Below are 14,506 nucleotides of genomic sequence, written 5' to 3' on the forward strand. Positions count from 1 at the left end.
ATTATTTAAACTTAATAATTGGTTAAAAAATATCTTACTCTTTTAGTGCGGATTAAAATAATATTCAAGTATAAACAATAACTTAATTTATTTCATAGTTTTTTTAATGAATCCCGACTAATACAGTTCATTTTTATTTAGAGAGATAGCCGTTAATATGGTTGCTGAAGGTCAAGACATTATTTTAAGGTGATCGTATGAAGATGAGATGGATTCCAGAATATAATACGGGTATCGATGTGATCGACGATCAACATAAACGGATTTTGGATTACATCAATGAAATTGATGAAATCGGTATGGCAACGGATCGCGCTCGTATTAAGCAAATTCTTGATAATATTATTGACTATACACAATCCCATTTCACCTTTGAAGAAAGCTTACAAGAAGAAGCGGGTTATAAATACCGTGTTCCTCATAAACGTGTACATGACTTATTTATTAAACGTATCGAAAGTTATCGTACCAGTTTTGAAGAAGGGCATTCTATAGAAAAAGAATTGCATGAGGTGTTGTCTAAATGGTTAATTAATCATATTCAACATGATGATGCAGATTATGTGGGGGCTGTAAAATTAAATATGATGGGGATCATTAAAGAAAACGAAAAGAAAAAAGGCAAAAATTGGTTTGCAAGATTTTTTTCATAATTTACAGGCATTTTATGATTGTGAAATTATGGGAATCACCAGCTCTCTAACTAAAAAAATTCAGAGGGGATAAAAAGAAATAACAAAGATTATAACAAGATCTAGCGCAGCAAATCATCGAGGGGTGATTTGCTTTTTTCTTTTAAGCTTTGATTTTCAGCATCGACAAAGGCAAAATAGCAGAACTTTTTACGAAACACCTCATGCAGGATTATTCTATGTCACGATGGTTATCGCCGCTCATGGCATTTTGTTTATCATTTATAATTATCGCAGGCTTAGCTCCAAGTCTGGATATTCAAATTGATCGGCAAATTGATTTTTGGATATTGTGGTTAGTGTCAATGCTGGTGTTGGCATTGCCGATTACTTATTTAGAAGTTGCTTTAGCAAAGCGTTCTAAAACAACTGCACTCAATGCCTTGTCTAGCTTAACTCGTGATGCTGACGCATCTCAATCGTGGCGTATTGTGGGTTGGCTGGCTGTTATCTTTATTCCATTCTTAGCGGGCGGGATTTTATCGAATATCAGCCAAAGTACTGTGCAGATTGCGAATTTACCGATAGAAGGTCATTTGTTATTTGCAGGTGCCGCTGTAGTGGCTTTTGCTTTGTCTTTTGCGCCTCGTCAAATTTTAGTGGGTTTGATCACGCTAGGCGTACTGCTTTCTTTAATCCTTGCACAGGTTTTCGGTACACACTTATCCGCTTGGCATGTTACTCCTGTAGAGTTTAAAGAGTGGGGCAATGCAACGATTTTAGCCCTTGTGGCCACAGGTCTCGGTTTAGGCTTGTATTGGCAAACCAGCTTGTTGAATGTCCAACAGAATAATGAGGCATCTAAAACAGCTTTACCGATTTGGATTGCGCAACTGGTTGCTGTGATTGCCTTTGGTTTTTTTGCAGCTTCAGCACAAATCCCTGCCTATACTTTATTATTTACTACAGTCATTTCAGCCGCGTTATTATTACAACTCGGCAAAGAACAGTTAGCTCAACGCCAAGTCGCAATACTTATTCAATTTGTAGTGTTGTTGGTGGCATTATTCATTTGGGCAATTCCAAACATTGCAGTGCTGTTTAATCCATTGCTGATGATTTGGGGCTTGGTCATTTGCTTGATTTATTCGATCTTTGTGGGTTGGATCATGAAAATCAGCCATCTGCGTAAAGCAATCAATTTTAGTTCAGAAGCGTTTTATAATATTTGGCGTATTGCGGTACGAATTGTTTTACCTTTGAGTATTGTGTTGGCATTGGTATCCTATATTGGACAGTTAATTTAAGGGTCAAGGTGAATCGCGTGGCAAAGATTTGGGTGGCATATGCTGCCGAAAAGCAACAATTTCACATTGAGTTACAATTTTCTCAAGGCATGACGATTGCTGATGCTATTGCGCAAAGTGGATTGGCGCAACAAGTAGAATTGCCTGAAAATTTTAGTTTTGGTATTTTTGGAGTGAAAATAAAAGCGCAATCGCATTTGCTACAAGCAGGTGATCGTGTTGAAATTTATAGAGCTTTAACGATTAATCCAAAAGATATTCGTCGCAATCGCGCAAAAGCAAATCCTGTCGGACGTTACTGCCGTGGCAATCGCTATCAACAATTGTTATTTAAATAAGGCGTTATTTACAATAATCGCTTTAAACAATTGAATGCATATGAAAAACCCCTCATTGAGGGGTTTCTTTTTATCGCAAAGTGTCTATAGTGGGGGCGCATTCAATATTGCTTCTTTAGAAGCAGGTAAACCAGGTTGAGACTCAGGAATGGTTTCTAAACCTTCAATTTTGTTTACGACACCTGATTGATCAAAATAAACCTTTAAATGTTGGCCATGTGCTGCGGGAATTTTCGCTTTTTTCGCGTAAGTTCCTGGGATATAGTTGTAAATGTAATCCCATCGTCCTGGATTCAATGGATCTGAGACTGTTGGGCTACCCAACAAGAATTGTACTTGTTGGTAGGTCATACCGACTTGAATTTTTGAAGCTTGAGCTTGGGTTAACGGTGTTCCCTGAGGAATATCGACTTTGTATACTCCAAATACAGAACAACCACCAAGTAAAGAAGCGACGAATAACGTCAGCATGATTTTTTGCATTTTGCTACACTATCCCAAATTAATTATGATGCAATTGATCCAAGGATAGATCATACTGCATCTCAACTCTGTTGCATATTCCAACTTAAAATTTGTTGAGAGACCTTTTTATATGCCTATTTCAAATCAAGATTTACGCAAAGCTGGACTTAAAGTTACCCTACCACGAATCAAGATTTTGGAATTATTAGAAAATTCAAGACAACACCACTTGAGCGCGGAAGACATTTATAAAACATTACTCGAACAAGGTGAAGATGTCGGTCTAGCGACCGTATATCGTGTGTTAACACAATTTGAAGCTGCTGGAATCATTCAGCGCCATCATTTCGAAAACAATCATTCTGTTTTTGAAATTATGCAAGAAGATCATCATGATCATTTGGTTTGCCAAAATTGTAACAAAGTCGTTGAATTTACTAATGAAACCATCGAGCATGAGCAACATTCGGTAGCTGAGAAACACGGCTTTCAATTGACTGGACATTCTTTGAATCTGTACGGTTATTGTGATGAACCTGCATGTCAGGAAGCTTATCGTAAGCGCTAGAATCACATAAATACAACAAATGAAGAGGGGGCTTAACCAAGCCCCCTCTTTTTATATCAGCTCATTTTTACTTTTGAACTACTGTCCATCAAAGGTGAGTTTGCTATTTGAATTGAGTAGTTGTGCACCACCTTCTTCATCCAATTTGATTTGTAGACGTAAATCATTTGGAGAGTCGGCATGTTTAAGTGCGTCTTTATAGGTAATTTGTCCCGCTTTATAGAGGTCAAATAAAGCTTGGTCAAATGTCTGCATACCCAATTCACGAGAGCGCTTCATCAAATCCTTAATTTCATGTACATCACCTTTACGGATTAAATCTGAAACTAAGGGTGAGTTGATGAGAATTTCAATTGCAGCACGACGAGAATTACCGTCTGGTGTTGGAATCAATTGCTGTGCAACCATGGCTTTGAGGTTAAGCGATAAATCCATAAACAATTGGCTATGACGGTCAGACTCAAAGAAGTGAATAATCCGGTCGATTGCTTGGTTGGCATTGTTGGCATGTAGTGTGGCAAATACTAAGTGACCTGTTTCAGCAAAGGCAATGGCATAGTCCATGGTTTCACGAGAACGGATCTCACCAATCAAGATCACATCTGGTGCTTGACGCAAAGTATTCTTAAGCGCAATTTCAAAAGAATCTGTATCAATTCCCACTTCACGTTGGGTAATAATACATCCTGCATGTTCGTGTACAAATTCAATTGGGTCTTCAATGGTGATGATATGACCTTTAGAATTTTGATTGCGATAACCAATGATGGATGCAAGCGAGGTTGATTTACCTGTCCCTGTTGCACCAACAAAGATGATGATCCCACGTTTGGTCATTGCGAGATCTTTAAGAATAGGCGGTAATTTAAGCTCATCCATAGTCGGAATTTGAGTTTCAATACGACGCAAAACCATTCCAGGCATATCACGTTGTTGAAAAGCGCTGACACGGAAACGCGCAGTTTTATCGCGATTGGTAATGGCAAAGTTACATTCACGCGTCTCAGCAAATTCTTTACGCTGCTTTTCACTCATAATAGAGTTAAGCAATTGCATAATAATTTCGCCGTTTAACTTGGTTTTTACCACAGGAACAATTTGACCATTAATTTTCATTGATGGTTCAACATCGGCGGTAATAAATAAGTCTGATGCTTTTTGCTCAATCATCATATTGAGCAAGTCATTAAAGTCCATCTTTTTTAAACCTCAATAATCCATTTTATAAGAATGATTCTGGTTGTTTTGCTACATTTCTTGCAACTTGAGGACTAATAACACCTTTGGCGACCAGCGTTTTTAAACTCTGATCCAATGTGGTCATACCATAGTTTGCACCGGTCTGAATTGCTGAATACATCTGTGCAACTTTGTTTTCACGGATTAAGTTACGAATTGCAGGAATACCGATCATGATTTCGTGTGCTGCAACTCGTCCGCCACCATTCTTTTTCAGTAGGGTTTGTGAAATAACCGCTTGTAATGATTCTGATAACATGGCACGGACCATGTCTTTTTCTTCAGCAGGGAATACGTCAATCACACGGTCAATGGTTTTTGCCGCTGATGTGGTGTGTAGTGTACCGAAAACCAAGTGACCTGTTTCTGCTGCTGTTAAAGCAAGGCGAATGGTTTCAAGGTCACGCATCTCACCAACCAAGATAATGTCAGGGTCTTCACGTAACGCAGAACGCAGTGCTTCATTAAAGCCATGTGTATCACGATGCACTTCACGCTGGTTGATGAGACACTTTTTAGATTGGTGTACAAATTCGATTGGATCTTCGACCGTTAAAATATGGTCATAGCGACTGTCATTAATAAAGTCAATCATAGAGGCCAATGTGGTTGATTTACCGGAACCTGTTGGACCTGTTACAAGGATCAAACCACGGGGTAATTCACAAAGATCTTTAAAGATTTGTCCTAAACCTAAATCTTCCATGGTCAATACTTTAGAAGGAATGGTACGAAATACAGCACCCGCACCACGGTTTTGATTGAATGCGTTGACACGGAAACGGGCAATACCTGGAACTTCAAATGAGAAGTCAGTTTCTAATTGTTCTTCAAAATCACGACGTTGTTTATCATTCATGATGTCATAAACCAGTCTGTGAACTTCTTTATGTTCCAATGCTGGTAAATTGATACGACGGACCTCACCATCGACACGAATCATCGGTGGCATACCTGCTGAAAGGTGTAAGTCAGATGCACCGTTTTTGACGGAAAACGCCAATAATTCTGTAATATCCATAATGTCCCCGAATAAAAACCTATTTGCTTAATTATTTTGTAGAATAATAAGGCCTTTCACTCAGCATAACCAACAATTTCATTGCTTGGAAGCTGAAATTTTTATGAAATGAGAACCTTGTCAATGAATGATCTAAATCAAGCTCGAAATCATGTACTCGCGCAAATTCAGCAGGCTTGTTTGGCTGCAAATCGAGATGTGAGTCAGGTACAGTTGTTGGCAGTTTCCAAAACACATCCAAGTACGTTATTAAAAGAAATGTATGCTACGGGTCAGCGTGCTTTTGGCGAGAATTATTTACAAGAAGCGCTCGAAAAAATTGAAGATTTAACAGATTTAGAGATCGAATGGCATTTTATTGGTCATGTGCAGCGCAATAAAACCAAGCATCTTGCTGAAAAGTTTGCGTGGGTGCATGGTGTTGATCGTTTTATCATTGCAGAGCGTCTCTCAAATCAACGAGAAGCGACTCAAACGCCATTAAATATTTGCTTGCAAGTCAATATTGATGCACAAGACAGTAAAGACGGTTGTCAGCCTGATGAAGTTGCAGATCTGGTGAAACAAATCAGTCAATTAAAGAATTTAAAGTTGCGTGGTTTAATGGTGATTCCTGCACCTGATCATCCGCAAGCATTTAGTGATGCAAAGCAATTGTTTAATCAGGTTAAAGTTCATCATGCGCATGCTGAAGATTGGGATACGTTAAGCATGGGGATGTCTGGAGATATGGTGGAAGCCATTGCCGCAGGGTCAACCATGGTACGTATTGGGACAGCTTTGTTTGGTGCACGAGATTATTCAAATCAGCGTTAAAGGTTGTAGCGAAATCGGCGAGAAGGCTGAGTTAATTTTCGCTGGGTTTAAGTTTAATTTAATTTAGATTTAATGCTGTAAACGTATAAGACATCAATAATTCTAATCCATTGAGATTGTTGATGACTATTTTTCATGTACTTATTCTTGCCATCATACAAGGGTTTGCAGAACTGCTGCCTGTATCCAGTTCAGCGCATGTGATTGTGGCTGAAAAATTGATGGGTTTTGACCCATCAGCGCCTGATATGACGTTTTTATTGGTGATGCTACATACAGGAACCATGTTTGCGGTCATTGTGTATTTTTGGAAGTCTTGGCGCACAACCTATTTTTCGTCATGGGATCGCTTTAAAAAACAAGCATGGTTTGTGATTGTTGCAACAGGCATCACGGGCGTACTCGGATTGGTACTGCAATCGATGATCAAACATGTTTTTTTTGCTGGGGCAAGCCACTTTGAAATCGAGCAATTGTTTAGCAACTCAAAATTAATGGCTGCTGCTTTAGCTTCTGCTGGTGTATTGATTATTTTATCCTCTCGATTAGATCGTGGACAGGTTGGTGATGTGACGGTGAAAAGTGCGGCATGGATTGGCGCTGTTCAGGCTTTATGCTTGCCATTTCGTGGTTTTTCACGTTCAGGTGCAACAATTTCAACAGGATTATTTTTAGGTGTTGCTCGCCAAAAAGCGGAAGAGTTTAGTTTTGCCTTGGCAGTGGTGTTAACCCCAGCGGTGATTGTAAAAGAGCTTTATCGATTGCTACATGCCGAGAATTTTCAAAATATCCATTTAGCTCAACTGCTTTTACCCAGTATGTTTGGGATGCTGTTTAGCTTTATTGCAGGTCTTGTTGCTTTAAAATGGCTATCGAGTTGGCTTGAACATGGTCGTTGGCATTTCTTTGGTATTTATTGTCTGATTTTCTCTGGCGTCGTTTTACTCATTGGTTAAATCTCGGCTTTCAAACACTGACTTTTCAATATGTTACTCTTTTCAATATCTCACTTTAAATCTAAGCGTTCAATCCTGTGTAAAATATTGAACGCTAAGGGTCATTTTTCCTATTAGTATTAGACTTCTTTACTTAAGTCGAGTACAAAAATAATGCGGGATTATATGTATAGCGAATGATTTTTAAGAGTGATAGGGAAGTTTATGTCTGCATATTATCAATTGATTCAGCGTCATACTGATAAACAGGGTGTAGTGACTGCACATTATCAATCGACACATCATGCTCAAGGGGCTTGGAATGCGCATGAGCAACATATGGCACCAGCGACAGGGGTTATTTGTGCTGAATTAGAGCATTTTTCACCTCGAAATGATGTTCGAATTGGTCGCATAAGTTTAGATATTCTTGGATTAATTGCGGGTGGCGAATTTTATATTCGGACAAAAGTAATTCGAGCTGGCAAGACCATTGAACTGATTGAATCCGAAATGGTCACACAAGGTAAAATAAGTATTGTGGCGAGAACTTGGCGCATGATGACCAGCAATAGTCAAAGTGTTGCAGGTTTAGAGGATCAATCTATTGGAACGCCTGAACAGTTACCGATTTGGCATGAAATACGTCAGTGGCCTGGTGGATATATTCATTCGATTGAAGCAAGGACTGAGCAACGTCGACAGGGAGCTGGTATTGTATGGCTTAGCAATACTTTGGATATGGTTGAAGGTCAACCGACATCGGCATTTGTGAAGTTAATGGGAATGGTCGATACTGCAAATGGTGTCGTGGCGAGACAAACACCCCCTTTTAATTGGGGCTTCCCAAATCTAGATTTACAAATTCATTTATATCGTTTGCCTCAAGGTCAATGGTTAGGTTTAGAAACCGTACAACAGTATGGTGAAGATGGTATTGGTTTAACCAGTTCCGTCTTACATGATATTTATGGGCCATTCGGACGTAGTGAACAGATTTTAACTCTAAGACCTGTACACGCTGAGTAGTTGCTGGTATGAAATCAAAAACTGTATTTCTACATACAGTTTTTGATTTGTGTTGATATTTATCCTTTTAAGAAATAAGTATATTTTTCACATTGGCTAAGATAAATCACTATAAAAAACAATTCTATGTACAGGTAAAATGAAGCTGTTGAATATCCGTTTAAGCATTTGGAATTTACTTTAAGGCAAACTATTCAGTTAAATTTTTTAAAATATACTCAACAATTCTAGATGTAATATGATTGTCAATTTGACTATACTGATTTGAATAAAATTTAAAAACTGGAAATAGAATATGTATAAATCCAAACTATTATTATGGTTATGTCTTTGTGCTTTAATCAGCGCTTGTAGTACTGCAAAATATTCTTCAACGCAGGATGCTACTTCACAAGAAATCGAATCTGCACCATCACCTACCTCAGCAACAGCTAAAGCTGCACCAACGTCTATTTCCAACCAAAATCGAGTAAAGTCAGAAGAGCGTTTGGGAACGAAATGGGGAGATGACGTAAGTTCATATGTAACTCAAGTTGATTTAAAACGTTTGAGTAGTCATCCTATTGATGAAACTCAAATTCGTTATGCCAGTAAGCAATTTTCAGGACGCAGTATTAACAGCATTTCTTTAGCCGCTGGAAAAATTAGCTTTTCTGTTGTGGATGATCGTGGGCGAATTTTACCACTGTATCGCGATGGCGAGCGTTATTATCTTTCTGCCCGTGATGAACAAAGCTATCAATTGCGTTATGCCAATACCAGTAGCCAAACCTTTGAAGTTGTTGCAAGTGTCGATGGTTTAGATGTTCTCAATGGAAGTAAAGCTTCACGTTCAAATAGTGGTTATGTGTTAAGACCATATAGCTCATTTGCGATTGAAGGTTTTAGAAAGAGTAATTCATCTGTAGCTTCATTTATTTTTAGTAAGCCAAATGATGCTTATGCTGCCAACTCTGCCAGTGGTTCTATTCAAAATACTGGGGTGATTGGTACAGTGGTGTATGAGTTAAAAGCCCCTAAATACGATCTACCCAAAAAATCTAAGGATACTTATGCGCCTGCACCAAATGCCTTTCCTGCGGATTAATTAAAAATATTAAGAAGTGAGAGGGATCACATTATCCCTCTTGTTTTTTGAGATGTTATAATGTTACATAATTGCAATAATTTAAAAATAGCGCAGTCAAAACAGCTACGATATTATGACTTTGATAATAATCTACGTAACTTATAAACTTTAAAATAGGTTTTATAATGAAAAATATAAATATATTTCTCTGCCTTTTGTTGTGTATTTTTCTAGCTGCATGTTCGAAAAAATCAGATGAAAGCGCATCACAATCTCAAACCGAAGCGACCAGTGCAGATGCAGCCGCTGAAGCAGCCAACAATCAAGTTGCAGCTGACGAAAAGTTAGGCACAAAGTGGGGTGATGAAATTGATTCCCATGTGACTGAAGTGCAGTTAAAGCGTAAATCTGATTCACCTCTTGCTGAAACTATCGTGCAATATGCAGATAAGAACTATAAAGGTAAAACAGTCAATTCAATTTCTATTGCCGCAGGAAAAGTGAGTTTTTCTGTTGTAGATGATCGTGGAAACCGAATTCCAATGTATCGTGTTGGACAAAGCTACTATTTGTCAGGGCGTGAAGGGCAAAGCTATCAACTTCAGTATGAAAATAACACAGCGAGAACCTTTGAAGTGGTTGCCAGTGTTGATGGTGTAGATGTTATTGATGGTAGTGAGGCGTCTCGAAGCAATTCCGGTTATGTCTTACATGCACATGATTCTTTGAAAATTGAAGGTTTCCGTAAGAGTGAATCTGCTGTTGCTTCCTTTACTTTTAGTAAGCCTAAAGATGCGTATGCTGCGAACTCAGAGAATGGTTCCATTCAGAACGCGGGTGTAATTGGTACAGTTTTATATGAGTTGGAAGCACCAGAAGATGAGGCTAAGCCCATGAATAAATATGCACCTCCACCAAATGCATTTCCCGCAGATCGTTAATTTATTCATTTATAATGAGAATAGGCATTCTTAAAATAAAGAATGCCTATTATTTTTAAACTTAATGAAATTAAATGAAAACTATAAAGAGTTTTAATACAATGAAATTACTAAAAATATGCACTGTAATCTTAATGGGCATGGTATCTATGCAAGTATTTGCAAATCCTATTGAAGATCAATATAAAACCCTTATTACGCCTCAGCCCAGTTATGCCAAATTTCAAGAAAACTTTGATACGATCCTTGGTAAAATTGAAGAAATAACTGAACGCGTAACTCAAATACAGGACAAATCTGAGCTTTATCCTATGTGTGTCGCGATACAAAGCTCGATCACTGCTATGAAAAATAATCAAAAATATAAGGCTCAATATGATCGTGACTATAAGCAGTTTGATACGACATTTGATGAAACTTTAGCAGAAGCTACACAAGGCTTAAGTGATAAAAAAGAAATTTGTGATCAAGCTAAGCAAGCGTATTTAGAACATAAATAAATGCGTTGAATTTAGGTTTTAGAGGAGGAGCTCCTCCTCATTTATTTTAACTCACCACTTCAATCATACTTGCACCCGCCCCTAAAGGACGTACCTGAATTTGAACAGGAATACGTTCATGCATTTCCTGTATATGTGAAATCAATACAACTTTACGCCCTTGATTCTGCAATTGATCTAATGCATTCATGACCATATGTAAAGAAGATGCATCCAATGTTCCAAAACCTTCATCGATAAAGAGAGATTCAATTTTCATTGAACCTGATGCCATATTGGCAATTGCCAAAGACAAGGCAAGGGCAGTCAAGAATGACTCACCCCCTGAAAGTGAGGCAACAGAACGGGTTTCACCGTCCATATCATGGTCAATGATGGCAAGACTAAGTGAGTTATCTAACCGCTTTAAGGTATAACGTTGAGACAACATCGCCAATTGTTGGTTGGCGTGTTCGAGTAAAATATCCAGATTATACTGTTGTGCATAATCACGGAATTTCTTACCGGTCGCATCTCCCATCAAGCCTGAAATTTTACCCCAACGATGTTCTTCCTGTTGTACTTGTTGAATCTGATCAGCAAATTGCTTTTGCTTAGCAACATTTTGTTGATGTAATTCAAGTTTAAGTTTTAACTGATCGCGGATTTCAAATTGGGTTTTTAGCGTATTCGCATTATCCAAAATCAATTGTTGTAACTGTTCAAAATCAATTTCGGGTTGATGAAGCTTATGTTCGGTTAATTGCTCTTGTATGGTGTTAAGTGCTGAGTTGGCTTCATTTAACATTCGTTCAGCATGTTGCAGTTGTTGGCGGATCTGTTGTTCTTGTACCGCCGTGATTTGAGCCAAGTGCTCTAAATCATCAGGCTGAAAAGCTGGATGCTGAGAGAGCCATTGCTGAATATCCTGATTCACTTGAATGAGGTTATTCTGATTGTGTTGTTGCTGGGCGTTGAGTTGTTCGAGCTGACTTTTTTCTTGCTCAAATTGATTGCGTAATTGATTAAAGCTTTGCTTCTGTTGTTGGTAAAGCGTCTGAATTTTCTGATATTCATGGTCATACTGCGTTAACCATTCATTCGGTTTAACTTCGGTTAATCCTGTCATGTTTTGAATCAATCGATTCGCCAATTCTGTGTTTTGTTGTCCTTTCAGTTTTATCTCGTTCAAGCTATGGGCAGTTTCAGAAATTTGTTTGGCTGCATTCGCTATATTGAGTTGAGCAGTATTGAGTTGCTGTAGATATTGATCATGCTGTTTCGACAATGACTCAAGCTGTTCAAGCTGTTGTGTACGCGTATTTAATTGGCTCAAGATATGTTGTGCTGTGGTGATACTGTACTGTTGCCATGCATTTTTTTCACGATCAGCTAAGCAACTGACAATATGTTGGACCTGATTGTGTAGGTTCTTGGCATTTTGCAATAAATGTTCAGTGTGTTGAATGCTTTGAGTTAATTGTTGCTGAATTTTGATGCTTTGAATCCATTGCTTAGATTGTGCTTCCAATTGTTGAATATCAAACTGATATTGCTGGGTAAGTTGCTCCAATTGTTGCTTAATTTCAGATTGTGTCTGAGTTAAGTTCAGCGGGATTTGGGCTGATTGACCTTGTTCAATACACAGCTGTTGTATGACGGTTATTTTTTCAGTCACATTTTGAAGAGTGGTCTTAAGCTGTTGCTGTTCGACACTCAATTTGGTCAAGTCTTGTTGAGCCGCTTGCCAAAGGTTAAAGGTTTCTTGTTCTTTGAGCGTGGCTTGTTGTTCCTGTTGCTGTTGTAGCTCAAACAGTACTTTAGATACAGCAGAATCATCAAGGTGATAGGGATGAGTTGTGCTTCCACAAACAACACAAGCTTGACCATCTATTAGTTCAGCTCTTAAATGTTCTACATTTTCAGCATGTAATAAGCGTTGTTGTTGTAAAACCTCTTGCAGTTTTAAGCGGGCTTGTTTCGCCGTTTGGAAATCTTGTTCAGCCTGTATTGTGGTTTTTTCAAGTTGTTGAAATTGCACTGAGCAACGTTTCAATCGATCATTAAGCTGCTGAGATTCAATCTTTAATTCAAAAAACTGGGCTAATTTTTGCTGTAACGTCGCCAATTGGTTGAGTTGGCTCAGTTTAAATTCACGTTGTTGGCGCGTTTGTTCAAGCTGAGTTTCAAGTTGCTCCGCAGTTCCAAATTGATGAATTGAGTCTTGTAATTGTGTTTTTTGCTCGATTAGTTTCGTTTCAGCCTGAGATACATTCCCTAATTGATTTTCAATAGATTGATAGTGCTGAATAAATTGAGTTAACTGTTGCACATGTGCAGTTAAGCCTTTATCCAAACTTGAAAACTGTTGAGTGTGTGCAAGTTGCTGATTTAAAAGATTTCGTTTTTCTGTAATCTGCTGAATATGATGTTCAAGTTGTTGTTGTTGATTGAGTAGTGGGGTTTTAGACGATTCTAAATCATTTAATCTGGTCTGAATTTTCTTAAACTCGACTCCAATAAAATCCCGCTCCTGAATACATTTTCGTACTTCACTCAAAGACTCACGATGGGTATTTTCAAAATTTTGCTGAACAGTTAAAGCACTTTCAGTTTGGAGAAAACGGGTCTGTTCAGTGTCAAATTGAACTTGTAATGTATCAAAAAGCTGTTGTTGTTTTTGAATTTGTGGTGCGAGCTGCTGTTCGGTTTTTATCAGTTGTTGCTTTTGAAAAATACTAGAGCGAATCTCTGAGAATATTTCTAAACGATTTAAACGTTCACGCTCAGGGATTAAGCCTTGTTGCGTCTGTAACTGTGTATCAAGCAACTGTTGCTTAACGACAATTTCATCATTCAGTTTTTGTTTACGCTCAAACCATTGCTGCTGTTTTTCAAGTTGCGATTTTTCATCTTCAAGTTTTTTATAGTCTTGATTGATGTGTTGGAATTGTATGTGTAATTCAGCGGCATCTTCCTCAGAGAGGAGTTCAATATGACCGAGAAGATTTTCCAATTCCTTACGTTTTGATGCCACCAATTTGGTTTTTTCATAGGCCAATTGGCCGACTTTTCCAAAAATGGATGAATTGGTTAAATACTCAAGTAATTCACCACGTTCATTGTCACGTGCTTTTAAGAAGGCTGTAACTTCGGACTGCGCCAAAAGAACTGCACGGGTAAATTGCTCAAAACTCAGTTGGGTAATTTTATAAATCGCTGATTCAACTGCTTTAGCTTTATCTGCTATTACTGTTCCATCGGTTAAGCATTTTAAATAGCGTTGGACACTTTGTAGTTTTCCATCTGCTTTTTCACGGGAACGTTTAAGTTCCCAGCGCGCCAAATAATGCTTCTGATCTTGTGCCACAAAACATAACTCAGCAAAGCCGTGTGCGGTACCGCGGCGTAGTACAGTCAGTGGGGAGTTGGTTAAAAGTTCAGAGCCATCAACATCCTGTAATTTACCATCACTGTCTTTTAAACGTGGGATTTTATTAAACAGAGCAAGGCACATGGCATCCAAAATGGTTGATTTGCCTGCCCCTGTTTTTCCAACAATCGCAACTAAACCTGCTGAAGCTAAAGGTTCAGATTCAAAATCTATAAAATGTTCACCAGAAAGAGACGCGAGATTTTTGAGTCGTATAGATAAAATTTTCAAGGC

Annotated in this window: 14 protein-coding genes; 10 read left to right on the top strand and 4 right to left on the bottom strand. The window is 38.3% G+C overall.

Features of this window, described 5'->3' with window-relative positions:
* Window positions 1-197 precede the first annotated feature (197 nt).
* From AS4_RS04525 to AS4_RS04535, 3 genes are all read left to right on the top strand, one after another.
* Window positions 198-653, top strand: a complete 456-nt coding sequence (locus AS4_RS04525) for a bacteriohemerythrin (RefSeq protein ID WP_004819397.1) — start codon at window positions 198-200, stop codon at window positions 651-653.
* A gap of 203 nt (window positions 654-856) precedes the next feature.
* Complete coding sequence (locus tag AS4_RS04530; RefSeq protein ID WP_227548124.1) at window positions 857-1,939, top strand: hypothetical protein; 1,083 nt, start codon at window positions 857-859, stop codon at window positions 1,937-1,939.
* Window positions 1,940-1,947: 8 nt separating this feature from the next.
* The gene (locus AS4_RS04535) at window positions 1,948-2,277 is read left to right on the top strand and encodes an RnfH family protein (RefSeq protein WP_167468929.1); all 330 of its coding nucleotides are present in this window, start codon (window positions 1,948-1,950) and stop codon (window positions 2,275-2,277) included.
* Window positions 2,278-2,361: 84 nt separating this feature from the next.
* Here AS4_RS04535 and AS4_RS04540 read toward each other — a convergent pair whose 3' ends face one another.
* Window positions 2,362-2,760: an outer membrane protein assembly factor BamE gene (locus tag AS4_RS04540; RefSeq protein ID WP_004722739.1), complete on the bottom strand. Its 399-nt coding sequence runs from the start codon at window positions 2,758-2,760 to the stop codon at window positions 2,362-2,364.
* A 112-nt stretch (window positions 2,761-2,872) separates the two neighbouring features.
* Between AS4_RS04540 and fur the strand changes: the two genes are divergently transcribed.
* Complete coding sequence (gene fur, locus AS4_RS04545) at window positions 2,873-3,310, top strand: ferric iron uptake transcriptional regulator (RefSeq protein ID WP_004722737.1); 438 nt, start codon at window positions 2,873-2,875, stop codon at window positions 3,308-3,310.
* 78 nt (window positions 3,311-3,388) lie between these two features.
* On the opposite strand, the gene AS4_RS04550 is transcribed toward fur, so the two are convergent.
* Together AS4_RS04550 and AS4_RS04555 are read right to left on the bottom strand one after the other, a co-directional pair.
* Window positions 3,389-4,507, bottom strand: coding sequence for a PilT/PilU family type 4a pilus ATPase (locus AS4_RS04550; RefSeq protein ID WP_004722736.1), 1,119 nt, complete (start codon window positions 4,505-4,507; stop codon window positions 3,389-3,391).
* 25 nt (window positions 4,508-4,532) lie between these two features.
* A complete protein-coding gene (locus AS4_RS04555) occupies window positions 4,533-5,570 on the bottom strand; it encodes a type IV pilus twitching motility protein PilT (protein WP_004722735.1) in 1,038 nt (345 codons plus the stop codon).
* A gap of 123 nt (window positions 5,571-5,693) precedes the next feature.
* Between AS4_RS04555 and AS4_RS04560 the strand changes: the two genes are divergently transcribed.
* The 6 genes from AS4_RS04560 to AS4_RS04585 all read left to right on the top strand — a co-directional run bounded on the left by AS4_RS04560 (window position 5,694) and on the right by AS4_RS04585 (window position 10,860).
* Window positions 5,694-6,386 carry a YggS family pyridoxal phosphate-dependent enzyme gene (locus AS4_RS04560; RefSeq protein ID WP_096733349.1) on the top strand — a complete coding sequence of 231 codons (693 nt, stop codon included), beginning with the start codon at window positions 5,694-5,696 and terminating at the stop codon, window positions 6,384-6,386.
* A gap of 122 nt (window positions 6,387-6,508) precedes the next feature.
* Window positions 6,509-7,342 carry an undecaprenyl-diphosphate phosphatase gene (locus tag AS4_RS04565; RefSeq protein WP_096733350.1) on the top strand — a complete coding sequence of 278 codons (834 nt, stop codon included), beginning with the start codon at window positions 6,509-6,511 and terminating at the stop codon, window positions 7,340-7,342.
* A gap of 204 nt (window positions 7,343-7,546) precedes the next feature.
* Entirely contained in the window at window positions 7,547-8,350 is an 804-nt protein-coding gene (locus AS4_RS04570) for a thioesterase family protein (protein WP_096733351.1), read from the top strand.
* A 295-nt stretch (window positions 8,351-8,645) separates the two neighbouring features.
* The gene (locus tag AS4_RS04575; protein ID WP_096733352.1) at window positions 8,646-9,437 is read left to right on the top strand and encodes a hypothetical protein; all 792 of its coding nucleotides are present in this window, start codon (window positions 8,646-8,648) and stop codon (window positions 9,435-9,437) included.
* Between the two features lie 167 nt (window positions 9,438-9,604).
* Window positions 9,605-10,360 (top strand): hypothetical protein, encoded by a 756-nt coding sequence (locus AS4_RS04580; protein WP_096733353.1) that lies wholly within the window; start codon window positions 9,605-9,607, stop codon window positions 10,358-10,360.
* Window positions 10,361-10,434: 74 nt separating this feature from the next.
* Entirely contained in the window at window positions 10,435-10,860 is a 426-nt protein-coding gene (locus tag AS4_RS04585) for a hypothetical protein (RefSeq protein WP_227548125.1), read from the top strand.
* Window positions 10,861-10,906: 46 nt separating this feature from the next.
* Here AS4_RS04585 and AS4_RS04590 read toward each other — a convergent pair whose 3' ends face one another.
* Window positions 10,907-14,503: an AAA family ATPase gene (locus AS4_RS04590; RefSeq protein ID WP_096733354.1), complete on the bottom strand. Its 3,597-nt coding sequence runs from the start codon at window positions 14,501-14,503 to the stop codon at window positions 10,907-10,909.
* Between the last annotated feature and the right edge of the window lie 3 nt (window positions 14,504-14,506).

Source organism: Acinetobacter guillouiae, assembly GCF_002370525.2.
Classification (GTDB): domain Bacteria; phylum Pseudomonadota; class Gammaproteobacteria; order Pseudomonadales; family Moraxellaceae; genus Acinetobacter; species Acinetobacter guillouiae.